We start from the raw sequence: 19647 nt of genomic DNA on the forward strand, positions 1-19647 counted from the left end.
CCCGTGCCCATCGACACCACCCGGGCGCACGCCGACGCGCTCGACGGGATGCGCGCGATCGCGGCGCTGTGCGTGATCGGCCTGCACGTCGGCATCTATTCCGGCCAGGTCGCCTCGAGCTGGCTCGGCATCGGCGAGCCGGGCCCGCTCGGCCCCGTGCTGTCCCGGCTCACCGTCGGCGTGCCGATCTTCTTCGTCCTGTCCGGGCTGCTGCTCTACCGGCCGTACGCCAACGCGGCGCTGGACGGCCGGCGGCCGCCCCGCGCGGGCCGCTACCTGTGGCACCGGGCGCTGCGCATCCTGCCCGCGTACTGGGCCGCGGCCCTGACGGCGCTGCTGCTGTTCGGACGGCCGTGGCTCGGCGAGCCGTGGCCGGTCGCGCGCACGCTGCTGCTCCTGCACATCTACGAGAAGGACGCGATCCCCGCCGGGGTCCCCCAGACCTGGAGCCTCGCCACCGAGGTCGCGTTCTACGCCGTCCTGCCGCTGCTCGCGCCGGCCCTGCACCCGCTGCTGCGGAGGCGTCCGGCGGCGGCGTGGGCCGCCTTCGGCGGGCTGGGCGCGGTGACGGTCGTCTCCATCGTGGCCACCCACCTTCCCGCGGCCGGGCCGTACCCGCTGCCCGCGCTGTGGCTGCCCGAGTACCTCTGGTACTTCGCCGCCGGGATGGCGCTGGCCGTGGTCGCGGCGCGCGCCGAGCGCACCGGTCTCCTGCCGGCGGCGGCCCGGCAGGCGGCGCGCAGGCCGTGGGCCTGCTGGGGCGTCGCGCTGGCGGCGTACGCGCTGGTCTCGACGCCGCTGACCGGGACCACCGCCGAGTACCCCACCGTCGTCCAGGCCCTGGCCGAGCACGCGCTCTACCTGGTCATCGCGGTGGCCCTGATCGCGCCGCTGGTGTTCGCCGACGGACGCGGCCCCGCACGGCCGCTGGCCGGGCCGGTCCCCTCGTGGCTCGGCAGGATCTCCTACGGGATCTTCCTCTGGCACATGATCGTGGTCGAGGCCGTGCTGCGGCTCACCGGCGGATCCGCCGGCTCCGCCGACTTCACGACGCTGTTCGCCGTCACGGTGGCCGGCTCGGTGGCCCTCGCCGCGCTCAGCCACTACGTCCTGGAGCGGCCGGCCCGGCGCCTGCGCGGCGTCGGCGCGCCGCGGCCCGAGGCGGTGCCGGTCGGTGGCTGACGGAAGGGTGCGCTGGGGGGTCACGCTGCCGCTGCCCGGGGGGACGATGCGCGACAACGCGCCGGTCATCGCGCGGCTGCCCGAACTCGGGTACGACGACGTGTGGACCGGCGAGGGTGGCGGGGACATGGACGCGCTGACCCCGCTGGCCATGGCCGCGGCGTGGCAGCCCGCGCTGCGGGTCGGCACCGGCGTGGTCCCGGTGCAGACCCGGGGGCCGGGGGTGCTCGCGCAGTCGGCGCTGTCGCTGGCGCAGGTGGCGGAGGGCGGGGTGCTGCTCGGCGTGGGCGCCTCGGTGCCGGCCCACGTGACCGGCGTCAACGGCCTGCCGTACGACGCGAGCCCGCTGACCCGGGTGCGTGAGACGGTGCGCGTGCTCAAGCGGGCGCTGCCCGGCGACCGGGCGAAGGTGATCGTGGGCGCGCTGCGGCCGAAGATGCTGCGCCTGGCCTACGAGGAGGCCGACGGGGCGATCCTCAACCTGCTGACCGCGGCCGACCTGCCGAAGGTGATCGAGGCGGGGGGCGGTCCGCGGGCGGACCGTGAGACGGTGGTCAAGGTGTTCGTGTGCCCCACCGCGGACGCCGGGTACGCGCGCCGCGCGGGCCGCCGGTTCCTGGGCTGGATACTCAACCAGCGTCCGTACGCCGCGCTCTACGACTGGCTGGGCCACGGCGACCGGCTGCGCGCCTCCCGCGAGCACTACGCGCGCGGCGACTTCGCCGGGGCCGAGCGGGCGCTGCCGGAGGAACTGGTGGACCTCCTGTGGCTGCACGGCGACCCGGAGTCGTGCCGGAAGCAGATCGCCGAGTTCGTGCGTCCGCAGGTGACCACGGTGCTGCTCTACGTGGCCCAGGGGCCCGAGCTCGCGGCACGGCCGGGCCGGTTGCCGGACTTGCTCGCGGAGCTGCTTCCCCGGGACACTTGAGCCTCATGCGATCGCGGCCCTTCCCGAATCAAGGTACTGTGGTGGATATCCCTACTGTACAGGTAGGTTTAATCGGGGAGGTTGCGGATTGTCTGCGATGACCGATCTGAGCGCCGATACTCCGGACGGTAATCCACAGCTCAAGGAGATGGGGGCCTTCCTGCGGGCCCACCGCGAGGCCCGCAGGCCGCAAGACGTCGGATTGCCGCACACCGCGCGCCGGCGAACCCCCGGCCTGCGGCGCGAGGAGGTCGCCGCGCTGTCCGGGGTGGGACTCGCCTGGTACACCTGGCTGGAGCAGGGCCGGGTCGTGTGCTCGCTGAAGGTCCTGGACTCCATCGCGCACACCCTGGGGCTGGACCACGTCGCCTACCGGCACCTGCTGACCCTGGCCGGCCTGCTGCCCTCGCCCGCCGCGCAGATGCCCCACCACGAGCTGGCCGAACGCACCCAGCGGATGCTGGACCTGTGGGAGCACAGCCCGGCCCTGCTGCTCGACGCGCGCCTGGACATCACCGCGTGGAACCGCGCGTACACCGCCGTGTTCTCCGATCCCGCGCTGATCCCCGAGAACCGGCGCAACTACATGTGGTGCCTGCTGGGCGACCCCGCGCTGCGGGACACCGTCGTCGGCTGGGAGGAGTTCGCCCGGGCCGTGCTCGCCTACTTCCGCGGGCAGACCGCCCGGCGGGCGGGGGACCCGCGCACCCGGGAGCTGTACGCGACGCTGCGCGGCGACTTCCCGAAGTTCCGCGACTGGTGGGACTGCCAGGGCATCGACGACCTCACGGCGCGGGCCGTCGAGGTCCGGCCGGCCGGGCACGTCCGGCTGGACCTCATGCTGTCCTCGTTCCGGCCGGTGGACGACCCCGAGGCGCTGGTGCTCGTGCAGGCCCCGCGGGACGAGCGGGACCGCGCGCTGATCGCCGGGCTGGTCCGGGAGCGGCCGGCGGCGGCCGACGTCCCCAAGACCGTCAGACCGGGGCGCCGCGATCACCTCGCGGCGATGCCCACTCCGCCGTGAAGAACGCGCGCAGCAGGTCCGCCGTCTCCTCCGGCGCCTCCTCCGCCAGGAAGTGGCCGCACGCCAGGGCCTGACCTCGCACGTCGTCCGCCCAGCGCCGCCAGGTCGCGAGCACGTCGTGCGCCCGTTCCACGTGCGACGCCTCGCCCCACAGGGCGAGGACGGGGGAGACGATCCGCCTGCCGGAGGCGCGGTCGGCGGCGTCGTGCTCGCGGTCGGGGCCGAACATCGCCCGGTAGTCCTCGCACATGGCGTGGACGGCCCGCGGGTCGCGCGCGCAGCGGCGGTACTCGGCCAGCGCCTCCGGGGCGAAGAGGCCCGCGTGCGGGCCGAAGAAGAACGCCTCGGGGTCGGCCGCGATCAGGGTCTCGGGGAGCGGGCTCGGCTGCGCCATGAGGAACCACCGCCACAGCCGCCTGGCCGCGTCGGCGTCGACGTGGCCGAGCGCGTCGAGGGTGGGGACGATGTCCAGCACGGCGAGACGGTCCACCCGGCCGGGGTGGTCGAGGGCCAGCCGGTAGGCGCAGCGCCCGCCCCGGTCGTGGCCGGCGAGGTGGAACCGCGGGAAACCGAGCCGCTCCATAAGCGCGACCTGATCGCGCGCCATCTCGCGCTTGGCGTAGGTGGAGTGGTCTTTCGCCGCGGCCGGCTTTCCGCTGTCGCCATATCCGCGCAGATCGGCCGCCACGACGGTGAAGTGCGCCGCCAGCGCCGGGGCGACGGCGTGCCACATCGCGTGCGTCTGGGGAAATCCGTGCAGCAGCAGCAGGGGCGGGCCGGAGCCGCCGATCCTGGCCGCGATCCGCGCCTGGCCGGTGTCCACCGTGCGGGATTCGAATTCCGCGAACAAAGAATCTCCTTTCCCGTGAAGGCATGATAACCGGCTGCATGTCGCCGCGGAATTGCCGTCGAATGCTGTTAGTCGGAGTAATATGATCGGCAATACAAGCTTGTAAGCACCATATTGTGATGCTTTCTGGGAAATTTCTAGGATCGCGGTCATGGCGCAATATGCGATCATCACCATGACTCAGGCCGAACGCGCGGCGCTCTGGCAGCGCCGCCTGTTCGAGGCCGAGGCGGGCATGACCCGCCACCTCTCCCGGGAGCATGGCGGCCAGGACGTGGCCGACTGGATCCAGATCCGCAGCCGGATCTTCGCCGACCTGCCGGAGGCCGACACCGGCGACCCCGTCGCCTGGCAGCGGGTGTTCTTCCGCGCCCAGGCCCTCATGGAACAGTTCCTCGTATCCCGCTACGGCCACGCCGAGCTGCGGCTCTGGGCGCAGGCCGCCGCCGAGGTGCACCGCCACGTCGAACCCGACGGCGAGGACGGCGCGCTCGGCCCGATTCTCCGGCTGGCCCGCCAGGCCGAGCTGTACGGCTCGGACTACACGCTGGCGGAGACCGGATCCGACCACGCCGCGCTGCGGATCGACCACTGCGCGATCTGGGACTACCGCGAGCGGGCGCGGTCCCGGGGCGTGCAACTCACGCTCGCAAGGCCCTGCGACTACTGCACGCTCGCCGGCACGGCCAACATCGCCGCCAAGGGGTACACACCGGCGTTCGAGCTCACCGGCGGAGACGGGGAGCACGGCTGCCGCTGGGAGGCGACGGCCCCGCGGCCGGCCGCCCCGGGCCCGGCCGCGGGCAGGGAGAACTGATGTGCGGCATAGCGGGATGGGTGGACTACGGCCGCGACCTGCGGGCCGAGGAGAACGTCATCCGGGCCATGACCGACACGATGATCCACCGGGGGCCGGACGGCGGTGACGTGTGGCTGTCCCGGCACGCCGCGTTCGGACATCGCCGCCTGGCCGTCATCGACATCGAAGGCGGAGCCCAGCCGATGGCGGTCGGCGACGCGGCGGACGACACCCAGGTCGTGATCACCTACGGCGGCGAGATCTACAACTTCACCGAACTGCGCGCCGAACTCGCCGCCCGCGGTCACAGCTTCGGCACCCGGTCCGACACCGAGGTGGTGCTGCGCGCCTACCTGGAGTGGGGCGATTCCGCGGTCGAACGGCTGAACGGCATGTTCGCCTTCGCCATCTGGGACACGCGAACCCAGGAACTCCTGCTCGCCCGCGACCGGCTGGGCGTCAAACCCCTCTACTACGCGGTGGCCGGAGGACGGCTGCTGTTCGGCTCGGAACCGAAGGCGCTGCTGGCGGGCCCGCTGCGCGCCGAGGTCGACGCCGAGGGGCTCGCCGAACTGTTCGCCGTGCCCACCGCGCCCACCCCCGGGCGCACCGTCTACCGCGGGATGGAGCAGCTCCGTCCGGGCCACGTCATCCGCTTCTCCCGCTCCGGCGTCCGGACCACCCGGTACTGGACGCTCTCCTCGCACTCCCACCCCGACGACCTCGACGCCACGGCCCGGCACGTGCGCGACCTGCTCGCCGACGCGGTGCGGCGGCAACTGGTCAGCGACGTCCCGATCGGCATGCTGCTGTCCGGCGGCCTGGACTCCAGCGCCCTCACCGCGCTGGCCGTCACCGAGTCGGGGGCACCTGACAAGCTCCCGACCTTCTCCGTGGAGTTCCCGCCGACCGAGGAACCGCAGCGGCTCGGCCAGTGGAACCGCGCCGCCGACCTGCCCTACGCCCGCGAGGTCGCGACCGCGCTCGGCACCGCGCACATCGGCGTGCTGGTCGACGGCGGCGGCCTGCTCCGGCACGGCGGGATCGGGCTGACCTCCCGGGACCGGCCCGGCTGGGGCGAACCCGACACCTCCCTCTACCTGCTCTCCCGCGGCGTCCGCGAGCACGTCACCGTCGCCCTGTCCGGCGACGTCTCCGACGAGATCTTCGGCGGGTACCCGTTCTTCCGCGGCATCACCACCGCTCCGAGCGCGCCGCTGGAGTCCTTCCCCTGGGCGCCCCCCGGCCTGCCGGCCACCGCCGACCTGCTCCTCCCCGAGGTCGCCAGGGCCGTGCGTCCCCAGGAGTACGCCCGGGAGCGGCTGCGCGAGGCGCTGGCGGAGGTGCCGCACGCCTCCGGCGAGGAGCCCGAGGAGCGGCGCGCCCGGGAGATCACCTACCTCGCGCTGACCCGGTGGCTGCCCGCGCTGCTCGACCGCACGGACCGGATGAGCATGGCGGCGAGCCTGGAGGTCCGGGTGCCGTTCGCCGACCACCGCCTCATCGAGTACCTGTGGAACGTCCCCTGGCGGTTCAAGACCGCGGGTGGGAGCCCCAAGGGCCTGCTCGGCCTCGCGCTGGCCGACCTGCTCCCGCAGAGCGTGCTCCGCCGCGCCAAGAGCGGCTACCCCGCCAGCTCCTCGCCGGCCTTCTACGCCGAGATGCGCGCCCAGGTGGACGACCTGCTCTCGCGTGACGCGCCGGTCTTCCAGCTCGCCGACCGCGCCAAGATCGCACGCTGGGTGCGCAACGACACGATCCTGCCCGGCCCGCGCGCCGCGCCCCACCCCACCGGCGGGCTCGACTTCCTCCTCACCCTCGACCGGTGGCTCACCTCCTACCAGGTGAGCCTGCGGTGACCGGAGCGCTCGACGCCCGCGGGTTCAAGGCCGCCGCGCGCACGTTCCCGAGCGGGGTGACGGTGGTCGCCAGCCGCCACCGCGAGCGGACCCTGGCCAAGACCGTCTCGGCCTTCACCACGTTGTCCCTCGACCCGCCCCTGATCAGCGCCGCGGTGGGCAAGGACTCGCCGCTGATCGGCCTGGCCCGCGACTCAGGGCTGCTCGGCGTGAGCGTGCTGCGCGACGACCAGCGCGGCGTCGCGGAGTACTACGCCACCTCGGCGGCCCTGCGCGCCGGCCCCGCGCCGTGCCCGCTGCTGAGCGCGACCGGGGCCGCGCCGGTCCTCGCGGACTGCCTGAGCTGGTTCGACTGCCGGCTGGTGGCGGCCGTGCCGGGCGGCGACCACACCATCCTGGTCGGCCGCGCCGTGGCGGTTCAGGTCCACGGCGGGCTGCCCCTGGTTCACCACGACAGCGGCTACCGGACGGTGACCGCCGAGCCGCGACCGACATGGGAGAGCAGAGCATCATGACCGTTACGGCATCATCACCGGCCTCCGGCCTCGCCCCGCTCGGAGCGCTGGACGGGGAGCGGTATAGGGCGAGCCTCGCCGACGGCCGCAGCGTGTGGCTGGACGGGCGGCGCGTCCCCGACGTCGCCGCGCACCCCGCGTTCGCGCCGGCCGTGGACGAGCTGGCCCGGCTGCTGGACCTCCAGCACGACCCGGCCCACCGCGACACGCTGACCGTGGCGGACCCGGCGAGCGGGCTGCGGATCGGGCGCGGCTACCACCTGCCCCGCGACGCCGGGGACCTCCTCGCCCTGCGCCGCGCCGCCGAGGTGTGGATGCGGGAGTCCTTCGGCCAGCACGGCCGGTCGCCCGTGTTCATGTCCTCCGTCGCCGTCGGCCTGCACGACTTCCACGACCGGCTGGCCGGGGCGCGGCCGGAGTTCGGCGCGAACGCCGAGGCCTACCACCGCTTCGCGGCCGAGCGCGACCTGGTGCTCACCCACGCGCTCGGCGACCCGCAGATCGACCGCAGCTCCGACCCCGTCCAGGATCCCGACCTCGCGCTGCGGGTGCTGCGGCAGGACGCGGACGGCATCGTCGTGCGCGGGGCCAAGCAGCTCACCACGCTGGCCCCCTTCGCCCACGAGGTGGTCGTCTACCTGTCGCCCTCGTTCGCCGGACGCGGCGCCGAGGACCTCGTCGTCTGGTTCGCGCTCCCACTGAACGCGGAGGGGCTGCACGTCCTGTGCCGGGAGCCGCTCGGGACCGCGCCCCACGGCCACTCCCACGCGTTCGCGGCCCGCTTCGACGAGCAGGACTCGATGCTGTTCTTCGACGACGTCCACGTGCCGTGGAACCGGGTCTTCCTGCTCGGCGACGGCGGCCTCGCCCGCGAGGGCTTCGCCCGGCTCAACGCCTGGAGCCAGTACGTCGGCCAGGTCCGCTACCGCGAGCGGCTGCGCACGCTGCTCGCCGTCGGCACGCTGCTCGCCGAGTCGATCGGCGTGGCCGGCTTCCGCAACATCCAGGAGGACCTCGGCGAGCTGACCGGGTACGTCGAGACGCTGGACCACTTCCTGGCCGCGGGCGAGGCCACCGCCCGGCGCACCGACGGCGGGCTGCTGGCCCCGGGCCCGACCCCGGCGGCGGCCGTCTGGGCGGCGCAGGTGTCCGACCGCGCCCTGCGGATCGTCAGGAACATCGGCCAGTCAGGCATCCTGATGCAGCCCTCGGAGAACGACCTGCGGTCCCCCGAGCTGCGCCCGTTCCTCGATCGTTACATGCGCGGCAAGGACATCGACGTCGCCGCCAAGTCGCGGCTGTTCCGCCTGGCCTGGGAGCTGACCGCCGACGGCTTCGGCCAGCGCCAGGACCTGTACGAGTTCGTCCACCGCGGAGACCTGGCCCGCAACCGGATCAACCTGTTCCACCGGCACGACCAGAGCGAGACCCTGGCACGGCTGCGGGCCCTCATCGCAGAACCGCTGACCCCCGGGACGGCGTCATGACCGAGACCCTGCCACGGGCCCGGGCGCTGGCCGGGTACGACGAGGTGAGCGGCATCCGGCAGGCGGCCGATCACGACTGGCTGCTCTCGCTCGCGCCCGCCGCGCCCCGGAGCATCGCCGACCTCGGCTGCGGCACCGGCGCGCTGCTCGACGAGGCGCTGCGCCGCTGGCCGCGGATCGAGCACGCCCTGGGGGTGGACGGCGCGCCGGGACGGGTCCTGGACGCGCGGGCCCGGCTGGGGACGCGCGCGACGATCCGCGAGGGGGACCTGCGCCGCCTCGACGGGGAGACCGGCGCGTTCGACCTGGTCGTCATGAGCTCGGTGCTGCACTGGCTCTACCCGGACGAGGACCAGGTCCTCGCGTGGATCGCCGGCCACCTGACGCCGGGCGGGGCCTTCCTGCTGACCACGCACCATCCCGATCTGAGCGACGACGGCCTCGGCGGCGAGGACCTGCTCGCCGCCGAGGCGCTGGAGCTGCTCGGCCTCGACCCCGGTGCGCTGCGCGAGATCGTCCCGATGGGCGTACGCGCCCGGTCCGTGACCGCCGTGCGCGAGCTGCTGAGCAGCCGGTTCACCGTCGAACGCGGCGAGGAACGCCGGGTCGCCGTCCGTACCCGCGACGCGGACGAGTGGCGGCGCTTCCACGCCTCCACGTGGGGCACCTACTTCAGCCGGCTGGCGCCCGCCGCCCGGCAGGAGGAGTTCTTCCGCGCGGTCGGCACGGCCGCCGCGCGGCGCATGGCCCGGCAGGGCGAGGTCTATCCCATCACCGTGCGCGCCTGGCGGTGCGCGCCCCCTCAGTGAGAGTTCCCCCTGTGAGATCCGAGTGAGAACGGAAAAGACCGTGCGACTCCGTGGCCCGATCCTCGCCCTGGCGGTGTGCGTGCTCCTGGCCTCCTGCTCCACCGCCGGGGCGAGCGGGTCCGGCGGCGGCGCGCCCCGGGCGGGCGGCACGCTGACCTTCACCACCGACATCGAACCCGACGTGTTCGACCCGCACGTCAGCCCGGCCGACATCACCGGCGTGATCATGCGCAACGTCCTGGACTCCCTGGTGGCGGAGGACCGCGACGGGTCCTTCAAACCCTGGCTGGCCACCTCGTGGAAGATCTCGCCCGACGGCCGCTCCTACACCTTCCGCCTGCGCGAGGACGTCACGTTCACCGACGGCACCCCGTTCGACGCCGCCGCGGTCAAGGCCAACCTCGACCGGGTCGTCGCCCCCGCCACCAAGTCCCGGTACGCGGCGGTGCTCATCGGCCCCTACCAGAGCGCCGAGGTGGCGGACCCGCACACCGTGACGGTGCGGCTCAAGCGGCCGTACGCGCCGTTCCTGCACGCCCTCAGCACCACCTACCTCGGCATCTACTCGCCCAAGGCGCTGCGCGAGCACGCCGCCGACCTGGCGGCGGGCGGGCCGCAGAACGTCGGCAGCGGGCCCTTCCTGCTGGCCTCCCGGGTGAAGGGGCAGCAGGCCGTCTTCACCCGCAACCCCGCCTACGACTGGGCGCCCGGCACCGCCCGGCACCGCGGCCCCGCCTACCTCGACAAGCTCGTGATCGGCTTCCTGCCGGAGAACGCCACCCGGGTCGGCGCCGTCGGCTCCGGCCAGAGCGACGTCGCCGACTTCCTGCCCGCCGGGCAGGTCCGGTCCCTGGCGGGACGGCCGGGGCTGCGCGTCCTGAGCCACGAGTCCCCGGGGCTGGTCTACTCCTACTACCTCAACACCGAACGGCCGCCGTTCGACCGGCGCGAGGCCCGGCTCGCCGTCCGCGCCGCCATCGACACCGCCCTGATCACCAAGGCCGTCTTCGCCGGGCAGTACCGGCCGGCCTGGTCCCCGCTCAGCCCCTCGACACCGGCCTACGACGCGACCGTGGAGAACACCTGGCCCTACCGTCCGGGCGAGGCGGACCGCCTGCTGGACGGGCTCGGCTGGACCGGGCGCGACACCGACGGCTACCGCACCAAGGACGGCAAGAGGTTCGCCATCACCCTGCTCTACGTGCCCGCCTACACCAAGGCCGAGCGGCGCACCTACGACACCGCCGTCCAGGACGCGCTGCGCAAGGTCGGCGTGCAGCTGACGCTCAAGCCCCTCGACGGGGCCGCCTACACGCCGATCCGCGACCGCGGCGACTACGACATCATCGCCTTCGCCTGGGGCGGCTCGGAACCGGACCTGCTGCGCACCGTCTTCCACTCCGCGAGCCGCCTCGCCGACGGCGGCGCCAACGGCGCCCGGGTACACGACCCGGAGATCGACGCCTGGCTCGACCGGGCCGCCGCGACCACCGACCGGGCGGCGCGCGCCGACCTGTACGCCAAGGTCCAGCGCAAGGTCATCGCCGAGGGGTACTCGGTGCCCGCGTTCGTCGCGAGCCGCCAGCTCGCCGTCCGGGACCGCGCGCGCGACGTCGGCTTCGACACCTCCGCCTGGCCGCTGTTCTACGACGCCTGGGTCACCGGGCGGTGACGGGGAACGTGCTCCGGTTCGCGGCGCGGCGCGCGCTCGCCGGGGTCGCGGTGCTGTGGGCGGCGGCCACGCTGGCCTTCGCCGCGCTGCACCTGCTGCCCGGTGACGTGGCCGACGCCGTGCTCGGCCCCAACAGCGGCGCGCCGCCGCAGGTCCGCGCGCAGATCCGGCAGGACTACGGTCTCGACGACCCGTTGCCGGCGCAGTACCTGCGGCACATGGCCGCGCTGGCGACCGGCGACCTCGGCCGGTCCTACCAGTTCGGGCTCCCGGTGTCTCGGGTGCTCGCCGACCAGGTCGGCCCCACCGCCGAGCTGGCCGTCAGCGCCGCCGTCCTGTCGGTGGGGCTGGCGTTCTGCGCGGCGCTCGCCACCGGCGGGCGGGGCGGGGCCGCGAGCGCGATCGCCGGCGGCATCGGGCTGCTCGCCCTCTCGGTGCCGTCCTACTGGCTGGGCATCCTCGGCCTCGCGGTGTTCTCCTTCCGGTTCGGGCTGCTGCCCGCGGCGGGCGCGGACGGCCCGCAGGCGCTGGTGTTGCCCGCGATCACCCTGGCGCTGCCGCTCGCCGGGGTGCTCGCCCAGGTGATACGGCAGCAGCTCCACGCGATCGGGGACGCGCCGTTCGTGCTGACCGCGCGCGCCCGCGGCGCGGGGGAGCGGAGGCTGCTGGCACGCCACACGCTGCGGCACGCCGGGCTGCCCGTGGTCACCCTGTCGGGGTGGATCACCGGTGCCCTGATGGGCGGCGCGGTGCTCACCGAGACCGTCTTCGCCCGGCCGGGGCTCGGCCGCGTCCTGGTGACGGCGGTGGGGAGCAGGGACATCCCCGTGGTCAGCGCGCTGATGCTGGTGTCGGCGGCGGCCTTCGTCGTCGTCAACCTGCTGGTGGACCTGGCCTACCTGGTGATCGACCCCCGGCTGCGCGCTTCCGGGGCCGTCACGTGATCCCCGGCGCGCTCACCCGCCCCTCCCGGGCGCGACCGGCCGGGCCCGTGCTCGCCGGGGCCGTGCTGGTGGTCCTCGCCGTGGCCGTCGCGTTCCCCGGGCTGCTGACCGGCCGGGACCCGGTCGTCACGGACCTGACGGCGGCCCTGAGCCCCCCGGGCGCCGGCCACCCGTTCGGCACCGACGAACTCGGCAGGGACGTGCTGGCGCGCGTGGTGTACGGCGCGCGCACCTCGCTGCTCATCGGGATCGGCGCCACCGTGCTCGGCGCGCTCGGCGGCACGGTGATCGGGCTCGTGGCCGCCGCCGGGGGCCGCCGGGTGGACCAGGCCCTCATGCGGATCCTGGACGTGGCGCTCGCCGTCCCCGAGCTGCTGCTCGCCCTGGTCATCGTCGCCTTCACCGGGACCGGCACCGCCAACGTGCTGGTCGCCGTGGGAGTGGCCGCCGTGCCGAACTACGCGCGGGTGGTGCGCGGGCAGGCGCTGGTGGCCGTCAGGTCCGGATACGCGGAGGCGGCGGTCGGGCTCGGCACGCCGTGGCCCGTGATCGTGCTGCGGCACGTCCTGCCCAACGTCGCCGGGCCGTCGCTGCTGCTCGCCACCACCGGCACGGGCACGTCCATCATCTCCGGGTCCGCGCTGAGCTTCCTCGGCCTCGGACCCGAGCCTCCGGCGGTCGAGTGGGGCGTGATGCTCGCCGACGGGCGCGAGAACCTGGCGGTCGCCTGGTGGCCGGGGGTCTTCCCCGGGGTGGCCGTCGTCGCCGTGGTCATGTCCGTGACCGTCGTGGGCCGGTGGCTCCAAGCGCGGGCCGAGGGAAGGACCGCATGATCAGGGTCGAGGGTCTCGTCGTCCGCTTCGGAGACGTCGCCGCCGTCCGCGGCGTGGACCTGACGGTGGGGCCGGGCGAATGCCTGGCCCTGATCGGCGAGTCCGGCTCGGGCAAGAGCACCATCGCCCGCGCCCTGCTGGGCCTGGCGGGCGCGGAGGCGAGCGTCGCGGCCCGGCGGCTGGAGATCGGCGGGCGGGACGCGCGGGACTTCGACGAGCGGGCCTGGCGCGCGGTGCGCGGAAGGCTCGTGGGGTTCGTCGCCCAGGACGCGCTCGGCTCCCTGGACCCGCTGCGCCGCGTCCGCGACGAGATCGCCGAGCCGATGCTCATCCATCGCACGGCGCCCGCCGGCGAGATCGGCGCGCGGGTGGTGGACCTGCTCGGCCGGGTCGGCGTCCCGGAGCCGCGGGTCCGCGCCGCCCAGTACCCGCACGAGCTCTCCGGCGGCCTCCGGCAGCGCGCCCTCATCGCCTCCGCGCTGGCCGCGGAACCCGGCGTGCTGATCGCCGACGAGCCCACCACCGCCCTGGACGTCACGGTCCAGGCGCGGATCCTCGACCTGCTCGCCGACGCCCGGCGGGCGGGCACCGGGCTGCTGCTGATCAGCCACGACCCGGCCGTGGTCGCCCGGCTGGCCGACCGCGTCGCCGTGCTCCGCGACGGCGAGGTGGTCGAGAGCGGCCCCGCCGAGCGGGTCCTCGGCGCGCCCGAGCATCCCTACACCCGGACGCTCCTCGACGCCGTCCCCCGCGCCAGGACGGCCGGGTCGCCGCCCGGCTCCCGTGTCGTCCTGGAGGCCACCGGGATCGGCAAGTCCTACGGCGCCCGCGCCGCCGTCCGTGACGTCTCGCTGCGCCTGCGCTCGGGGGAGACGATCGGCGTCGTCGGCGAGTCCGGGTCCGGCAAGAGCACCCTCGCCCGGATCCTCATGGGCCTGGTCAGGCCGGACGCCGGGGAGGTGCGGCTGGACGGCGCGCCGTGGTCCGCCCTGCCGGAACGGCGGCGCCGGCCGCGCCGGGGCCGCATCCAGCTCGTCCACCAGGATCCGCACGGCTCGTTCGACCCGCGGCTGACGGTCGGCCGCATCATCGCCGAGGCCCTGCCCCGTGGTCCGGGGCGGCGCGCCCGCGCCCTCGAACTCCTCGAGATGGTGGGCCTGTCCGCCGGGCACCTCGACCGGCGGCCCCGCCGGCTCTCCGGCGGGCAGCGGCAGCGCGTGGCCATCGCCAGAGCGCTCGGGGCCGGCCCCGGCGTGCTGGTCTGCGACGAGCCGGTCTCGGCCCTGGACGTCTCCATCCAGGCGCAGATCCTGGACCTGCTCGCCGGACTGCGGCACCGGCTCGGCCTCGCCATGGTCTTCATCTCGCACGACCTCTCCGTCGTCCGCGGAGTCAGCGACACGGTCATGGTGATGAAGGACGGCCGGGTCGTCGAAGAAGGCCCCGTGGCGGACGTCTTCGAACGCCCGTCTCACCCGTACACCAGGACCCTGCTGGCCGCCTCGCCCACGCGGGCGTCCCGCGCCCACGCGGCGCCGCACGAGCGCTGACCCCGCCCCCGGCCCGGGGTCGCGTGGACGTTCCCGGCGATCCGCCGCTGGCACGTGCCAATCGGACAGCCGAGCAGGACCGGTGGTAAACCTCGGCTTATTAATCGGCGGCGAACACGATGCGTGAATGTTTCATTGAGTTCGGTAACAAAGTAAACAGACGTACACTCATCTTTATCCGGAGGAGTTGCGTGGTCAAATAGTGGCACCGCGTGAACGCCGTTGGGCCAGGCGGCGGCCTTGCGTCGCCGCTGCGCTTTCTGACATAGTGACCAAAGAACGCCGCGAGACATGGAAATACGTATAAAGGCTACTAGCCGATGGGGCTAGAGGGGACCGTGACCGAGTGAGACCATACTCGCGGTAGCGCGGCCGCTACGGGGATCCGCGTATGTGGCGCCGGTCGTGTCCACCAGCCGCCCGGCGATCGGCGCGGCCTCCTCCACCCCCGTTGACGTCGCAGGAAGCCTCATAACGATGCGTGTCTCCGTGGTCGCGATACTCGGCTGCGCACGGAAGGATCGATGGTAGGTGGAAATACCGGGGGTATCGGAAAATCCTTCTCCTTTCAGTGGCGACTTCGCGTTGCTGCTCAGAACTCTCCGTAGGCGCGCCTGTCTGACCCAAGAGGAATTAGCGGAGCGCTCCGGGTTGAGTATCCGTGCCATATCGGACCTGGAGCGCGGCAGAACCAGCAAGCCCCATCGTAACTCGGTGATTCTGCTCGCCCAGGCGCTGCGGATCGAAGGCGAATCTCTGGAGGCATTCCGGCGGGTCGCCCGGCATAAGGTCGGGGGGATCGCGCGGCGCCCGGCGAATGCGCTCCGTATATCGGGCGCGCACTCCTTGGCGGCGCCCCCCTCCCCGGCGGGGGCCTCGTCCCCTCCGGCGGACGCCGGCACGTCCGCGCTGATGGAGTGGATGCGTCAGGTCCTCATCGTGCAGCCGATCAGGCAACACCAGCGCGGAGCGGCCCCCCGGGCTCCCCGGCTGGTCCAGCTCGTGGGCCGTCAGGGCCCTGACAAGATCGCCATAGCCGTGCAGGCGGCCGCCTGCTTCCGCCACCACTTTCCCGACGGCCAGTTCTACGTGAACGCGCATCCCGACGCGCGCGGATCGGCCGATCTGATCGACCGGCTCCTGTGCCTCTTCGGCCTCGGGCCGGCGGGGCGTGACACGACGAACGACCAGGCCGCGTGGCTGCGCTCCGCGCTCGGCTCCCGGCGGGCGCTGCTGGTGCTGGACAACGTGGCGGACGCGGACCACGTACGTCCCCTGCTGACGACGGGCGGCACGAGCGCGATCATGATCCTCGCGTCACGGCCGCTGAACGGGCTGGACGGGATCTGGACCATCGACGCGGACCTTCACGCCGCCGACGGCGAACCCGCGGCCGTGCCCGCGCCGTACAGCGGCCGGCTCTCCGCCTCTTAGGGAACGCCCGTCTCGCGCCGCCGCCTCGCCTAGGTCCGCACGGCGCGCGGCGCCGGGCCGCCGCGATCGGGCGGCCCGGCGTCACCGGGGACCCCGGAATCCTCGGCGGCCTTGCGGAACTGCGCCTCGTACAGCCGGTGGTACGCCCCGCGGGCCGCGATCAGGCGGGTGTGATCGCCCTGTTCGACGATCCGCCCGTCCTCCATCACCACGATCAGGTCGGCGTCGACGATCGTGGACAGCCGGTGGGCGATCACGAAGCTCGTCCTGCCCGCCCGCAGCGACGCCATGGCCTTGCGCACGAGCACCTCGGTCCGGGTGTCCACCGAACTGGTCGCCTCGTCCAGGATCAGCACCGCCGGATCGGCCAGGAAGGCACGGGCGATCGTGACCAGTTGCCGCTCGCCGGAACTGATCGTGCCGCCCTCGCCGTCGACGACGGTGTCGTATCCCTGGGGCAGGCCATGGGCGAACCGGTCGACGAAGGCGGCCTCGGCGGCGGCGAGGATCTGCTCCCCGGTCGCCTCCGGCCGCCCGTAGGCGATGTTGTCCCAGATCGTGCCGCCGAACAACCAGGTGTCCTGAAGCACCATCCCGATCCTGCCGCGCAGGGTGTCCCGCCGCAGCGTGGAGATGTCGATCCCGTCGAGGGTGACGCGTCCCGACTCCACCTCGTAGAAGCGCATGAGCAGGTTGACCAGGGTGGTCTTCCCGGCGCCGGTCGGGCCGACGATCGCCACCGTCCGCCCTGGTTCCGCCACCAGGGACAGGTCCGTCAGCAGCGGCTTGTCCGGCCGGTACCGGAAGGACACCCCGTGGAACTCGACCCGCCCCCTGACCGGGCCGAGCGGGACGGGCGCCGGTGGATCGGGGCTCTGGTCGGGCGCGTCGAGCAGGGCGAACACCCGGGCGGCCGAGGCCACGCAGGACTGCAGCAGGTTCGCCATCGACGCCACCTGGGACAGCGGCGAGGTGAACTGCCCGGTGTACTGGATGAACGCCTGCACGTCGCCCAGCGTCATCGCGCCCGACGCGACCCGCAGAGCGCCGGCCACGGCGATCGCCACGTACCCCAGGTTGCCGATGAACATCATCGACGGCACGATCACGCCGGACATGACCTGGGCGTCGGAGCTCGCCCGGAACAGCTCGTCGTTCTTCGCCGCGAACGCCGCCTGGACCTCACGGCGGCGGCCGAAGACCTTGACCAGTTCGTGCCCGGTGATCGCCTCCTCGATGAGCGCGTTGACCGCCCCGACGCTCGCCCACTGGGCGGCGAAGCGCGGCTGCGCCCGCGTCGCGATCCGCTTGGCGAGCACCACCGACAGCGGCACCGTCACCAGCGAGACGAACGCCAGCAGCGGTGACACGACGAACATCATGGTCAGCACGCCGATCACCGTGAGCACGGCGGTGAGCATCTGGCTCAGCGTCTGCTGCAGGCTCTGGGCGATGTTGTCGATGTCGTTGGAGACCCTGCTGAGCAGCTCACCGCGCGGCTGGTCGTCGAAGTACGGCAGGGGCAGCCGGTTGATCTTCGCCTCGACGTCGGCGCGCAGCCGGCCGACCGTGCGGTGGACCATGCCGTTGAGCAACAGGGCCTGCGCCATGTTCAGCGCCGCCGCGCCCGCGAACAGCGCGAGGGCCAGCAGCAGCACCGGCCCCAGCCGGCCGAAGTCGATGCCCGCGCCGGGCACCGGGTTCATGCGCGCCAGCAGGTCGGCGAGGTTGCCGTTCCCGTCCGCGCGGACCTGGGCGACGACCTGGTCCAGGGGCGTCCCCGCAGGCAGAGTCCTGCCCACCAGCCCGGAGAAGATGATGTCCGTGGCCCGCCCGAGGATCGCCGGGCCGACGACGGCCGGCGCCACGCCGGCCACCGCCAGCGCGACGACCGGCACCAGGTGGCGCCGCCGCGGCAGCAGCCTGCGGATCAGCCGTGCGGCGGGCGGCCCGGGCGCCGTCGTTCCGCTCGGCGCGGCCTCGCTCATCCGACCGGTCCCGGCATGAGCTGCGACTCCGCGATCTCGGCGTACGTCGGGCAGGTCTCGAGGAGCCGGCCGTGCGTGCCGATGCCGGCGATCGCCCCGTCCTCGAGGACGACGATCTGGTCGGCGTCGACGATGGTGGACACCCGCTGGGCCACGACGACGACCGCCGCGTCCGCCGTGACGGGGCGCAGCGCGGCGCGCAGCCGGGCGTCGGTGCCGGAGTCGAGCGCCGAGAACGCGTCATCGAACAGGTAGATCCTCGGCCTCTTCACCACCGCCCGGGCGATGGCCAGCCGCTGTCGCTGGCCGCCAGAGACGTTGGTGCCCCCTTGGGCGATGGGGGCGTCGAGCCCGCCGGGCAGCGATGCCACGAAATCGCGCGCCTGCGCGACCTCCAGGGCCGCCCACAGCTCCTCCGCCGTGGCGTCCGGCCTGCCGTGCCGCAGGTTGGTGGCCACGGTGCCGGAGAACAGATAGGGCTTCTGCGGGACCAGGCCGATCCGGCTCCACAGCAGCTCCTGGTCCAGGTCGCGAACGTCCACGCCGTCGACGAGCACCGATCCGCCGGTCACGTCGAGCAGCCGGGGGACCAGGGACACCAGCGTGGTCTTGCCCGACCCCGTGCCCCCGATGACGGCGGTGGTGCGCCCCGCCTCGGCGCGGAAGGTGATCCCGCCCAGCACCGGCCGCGCGGCGCCCGGGTACTGGAACCGCACCGCGCGCAACTCCAGATCGCCGGGCCCCCGCAGTTCGGTGACCGGGCGCGCGGCCGGGGCGACGGACGGCGGCGCGTCCAGCACCTGCATGACGCGCTCCGCGCACGCGGCCGCGCGCGGCACCATCAGCAGCATGTAGGCCGCCATCATCACCGACATGAGAATCTGCAGGAGGTAGCTGAGGAACGCGGTCAGCGTGCCGATCTGGATCTGGCCCGCGTCGGCCCGCACGGCGCCGAACCACACCACGGCGACGCCGGACACGTTGAGGACGAGCATCACGATCGGGAACAGCAGGGCCATCGACCGGCCGGCGCGGCGCGCGGTGCGGGTCAGCTCCGCGTTCGCCCGGGCGAAGCGCTCGGCCTCGTGCCCCTCCCGCACGAACGCGCGCACCACCCGGATGCCGATGATCTGCTCCCGCAGCACCCGGTTGACGCCGTCGATCAGCACCTGCATCGCCCGGAACCGGGGGAGCATCCGCCGGGCGATCTGGACGACGGCCACGGTGAGCACGCCCAGGCTGACGGCCATCACCCAGGCGAGGCCGGGATCCTCGCGGACGGCGGTGATCACGCCGCCGACGCACATGATGGGCGCCGCGACGAGCATGGTGCACGTCATCAGGACCAGGTTCTGCACCTGCTGCACGTCGTTGGTGCTCCGCGTGATCAGGGAGGAGACGCCGAAACCGGCGATCTCGCGACCGGAGAACTCGCCGACGCGCCTGAAGATCGCCGCACGGAGGTCGCGGCCGAAGCCCATCGCCGCGCGGGCCCCGAGGGACACCGCCGCGATCAGGCAGACCATCTGGAGCACGCTCACCAGCAGCATCCAGCCGCCGGTGCGCAGGATGTGGGGCACGTCGCCGGTGGCGATGCCCCTGTCGATGATGTCGGCGCTCATGCTGGGCAGGTACAACGACGCGACCGCGCCCACGAGCTGCAGCGACGCGACCGCCGTGAGCGGGCGCGCGTAGGGGGCGAGGTGGGCGCGCAGCAGCCGGGTCAGCATTCCCGGACCTCCGGCCGGTCCGCGCGCGCGAGGCGCGGAGCCG

At 73.7% G+C, this 19647-nt stretch carries 16 protein-coding genes; 13 read left to right on the plus strand and 3 right to left on the minus strand.

Annotated elements, in window-relative coordinates; genetic code table 11:
- The first annotated feature begins 3 nt into the window (after positions 1 to 3).
- From BJ981_RS15945 to BJ981_RS15955, 3 genes are all read left to right on the plus strand, one after another.
- A complete protein-coding gene (locus BJ981_RS15945) occupies positions 4 to 1182 on the plus strand; it encodes an acyltransferase family protein (RefSeq protein ID WP_184612143.1) in 1179 nt (392 codons plus the stop codon).
- Positions 1175 to 2110 (plus strand): LLM class flavin-dependent oxidoreductase, encoded by a 936-nt coding sequence (locus tag BJ981_RS15950; protein WP_204070484.1) that lies wholly within the window; start codon positions 1175 to 1177, stop codon positions 2108 to 2110. Before BJ981_RS15945 ends, BJ981_RS15950 begins: the two co-directional genes overlap by 8 nt.
- Positions 2111 to 2207: 97 nt before the next feature.
- Positions 2208 to 3134, plus strand: a complete 927-nt coding sequence (locus BJ981_RS15955; RefSeq protein WP_184612144.1) for a helix-turn-helix domain-containing protein — start codon at positions 2208 to 2210, stop codon at positions 3132 to 3134.
- Here BJ981_RS15955 and BJ981_RS15960 read toward each other — a convergent pair.
- The gene (locus BJ981_RS15960) at positions 3085 to 3984 is read right to left on the minus strand and encodes an alpha/beta fold hydrolase (protein ID WP_239139478.1); all 900 of its coding nucleotides are present in this window, start codon (positions 3982 to 3984) and stop codon (positions 3085 to 3087) included. The genes BJ981_RS15955 and BJ981_RS15960 overlap by 50 nt on opposite strands.
- 151 nt (positions 3985 to 4135) lie before the next feature.
- Here BJ981_RS15960 and BJ981_RS15965 point away from each other — a divergent pair, with 151 nt between their 5' ends.
- From BJ981_RS15965 to BJ981_RS39775, 10 genes are all read left to right on the plus strand, one after another.
- A complete protein-coding gene (locus BJ981_RS15965) occupies positions 4136 to 4801 on the plus strand; it encodes a hypothetical protein (protein WP_184616456.1) in 666 nt (221 codons plus the stop codon).
- A complete protein-coding gene (gene asnB, locus BJ981_RS15970; protein ID WP_184612145.1) occupies positions 4801 to 6642 on the plus strand; it encodes an asparagine synthase (glutamine-hydrolyzing) in 1842 nt (613 codons plus the stop codon). Before BJ981_RS15965 ends, asnB begins: the two co-directional genes overlap by 1 nt.
- Positions 6639 to 7157 (plus strand): flavin reductase family protein, encoded by a 519-nt coding sequence (locus BJ981_RS15975; protein WP_184612146.1) that lies wholly within the window; start codon positions 6639 to 6641, stop codon positions 7155 to 7157. The genes asnB and BJ981_RS15975 overlap by 4 nt, the downstream gene beginning before the upstream one ends.
- Positions 7154 to 8644, plus strand: a complete 1491-nt coding sequence (locus tag BJ981_RS15980; protein WP_184612147.1) for a 4-hydroxyphenylacetate 3-hydroxylase family protein — start codon at positions 7154 to 7156, stop codon at positions 8642 to 8644. The genes BJ981_RS15975 and BJ981_RS15980 overlap by 4 nt, the downstream gene beginning before the upstream one ends.
- Positions 8641 to 9453, plus strand: coding sequence for a class I SAM-dependent methyltransferase (locus tag BJ981_RS15985; RefSeq protein ID WP_184612148.1), 813 nt, complete (start codon positions 8641 to 8643; stop codon positions 9451 to 9453). The genes BJ981_RS15980 and BJ981_RS15985 overlap by 4 nt, the downstream gene beginning before the upstream one ends.
- Before the next feature lie 40 nt (positions 9454 to 9493).
- Entirely contained in the window at positions 9494 to 11125 is a 1632-nt protein-coding gene (locus BJ981_RS15990) for an ABC transporter substrate-binding protein (protein WP_204070483.1), read from the plus strand.
- An 8-nt stretch (positions 11126 to 11133) separates the two neighbouring features.
- On the plus strand, positions 11134 to 12069 hold the full coding sequence (locus tag BJ981_RS15995) for an ABC transporter permease (protein ID WP_204070482.1): 936 nt from the start codon (positions 11134 to 11136) through the stop codon (positions 12067 to 12069).
- Positions 12066 to 12902: an ABC transporter permease gene (locus tag BJ981_RS16000; protein WP_184612150.1), complete on the plus strand. Its 837-nt coding sequence runs from the start codon at positions 12066 to 12068 to the stop codon at positions 12900 to 12902. The genes BJ981_RS15995 and BJ981_RS16000 overlap by 4 nt, the downstream gene beginning before the upstream one ends.
- A complete protein-coding gene (locus tag BJ981_RS16005) occupies positions 12899 to 14452 on the plus strand; it encodes a dipeptide ABC transporter ATP-binding protein (RefSeq protein ID WP_184612151.1) in 1554 nt (517 codons plus the stop codon). Before BJ981_RS16000 ends, BJ981_RS16005 begins: the two co-directional genes overlap by 4 nt.
- A gap of 531 nt (positions 14453 to 14983) precedes the next feature.
- Complete coding sequence (locus tag BJ981_RS39775; RefSeq protein WP_184612152.1) at positions 14984 to 15886, plus strand: helix-turn-helix domain-containing protein; 903 nt, start codon at positions 14984 to 14986, stop codon at positions 15884 to 15886.
- A gap of 29 nt (positions 15887 to 15915) precedes the next feature.
- Here BJ981_RS39775 and BJ981_RS16015 read toward each other — a convergent pair whose 3' ends face one another.
- A complete protein-coding gene (locus BJ981_RS16015) occupies positions 15916 to 17874 on the minus strand; it encodes an ABC transporter ATP-binding protein (protein ID WP_184612153.1) in 1959 nt (652 codons plus the stop codon).
- A complete protein-coding gene (locus BJ981_RS16020; protein WP_184612154.1) occupies positions 17871 to 19604 on the minus strand; it encodes an ABC transporter ATP-binding protein in 1734 nt (577 codons plus the stop codon). The genes BJ981_RS16015 and BJ981_RS16020 overlap by 4 nt, the downstream gene beginning before the upstream one ends.
- Positions 19605 to 19647: the final 43 nt, after the last annotated feature.

It is taken from the genome of Sphaerisporangium krabiense (assembly GCF_014200435.1).
Classification (GTDB): Bacteria; Actinomycetota; Actinomycetes; order Streptosporangiales; family Streptosporangiaceae; genus Sphaerisporangium; species Sphaerisporangium krabiense.

Bases quoted from the DNA above. Each gene is read 5' to 3' on its own strand.
- BJ981_RS16015 (WP_184612153.1), bottom strand. From the start codon at position 17,874: ATGAGCGAGGCCGCGCCGAGCGGAACGACGGCGCCCGGGCCGCCCGCC.
- BJ981_RS15980 (WP_184612147.1), top strand. From the start codon at position 7,154: ATGACCGTTACGGCATCATCACCGGCCTCCGGCCTCGCCCCGCTCGGA.
- BJ981_RS15985 (WP_184612148.1), top strand. From the start codon at position 8,641: ATGACCGAGACCCTGCCACGGGCCCGGGCGCTGGCCGGGTACGACGAG.
- BJ981_RS15965 (WP_184616456.1), top strand. From the start codon at position 4,136: ATGGCGCAATATGCGATCATCACCATGACTCAGGCCGAACGCGCGGCG.
- BJ981_RS16020 (WP_184612154.1), bottom strand. From the start codon at position 19,604: ATGCTGACCCGGCTGCTGCGCGCCCACCTCGCCCCCTACGCGCGCCCG.
- BJ981_RS16005 (WP_184612151.1), top strand. From the start codon at position 12,899: ATGATCAGGGTCGAGGGTCTCGTCGTCCGCTTCGGAGACGTCGCCGCC.
- asnB (WP_184612145.1), top strand. From the start codon at position 4,801: ATGTGCGGCATAGCGGGATGGGTGGACTACGGCCGCGACCTGCGGGCC.
- BJ981_RS15955 (WP_184612144.1), top strand. From the start codon at position 2,208: ATGACCGATCTGAGCGCCGATACTCCGGACGGTAATCCACAGCTCAAG.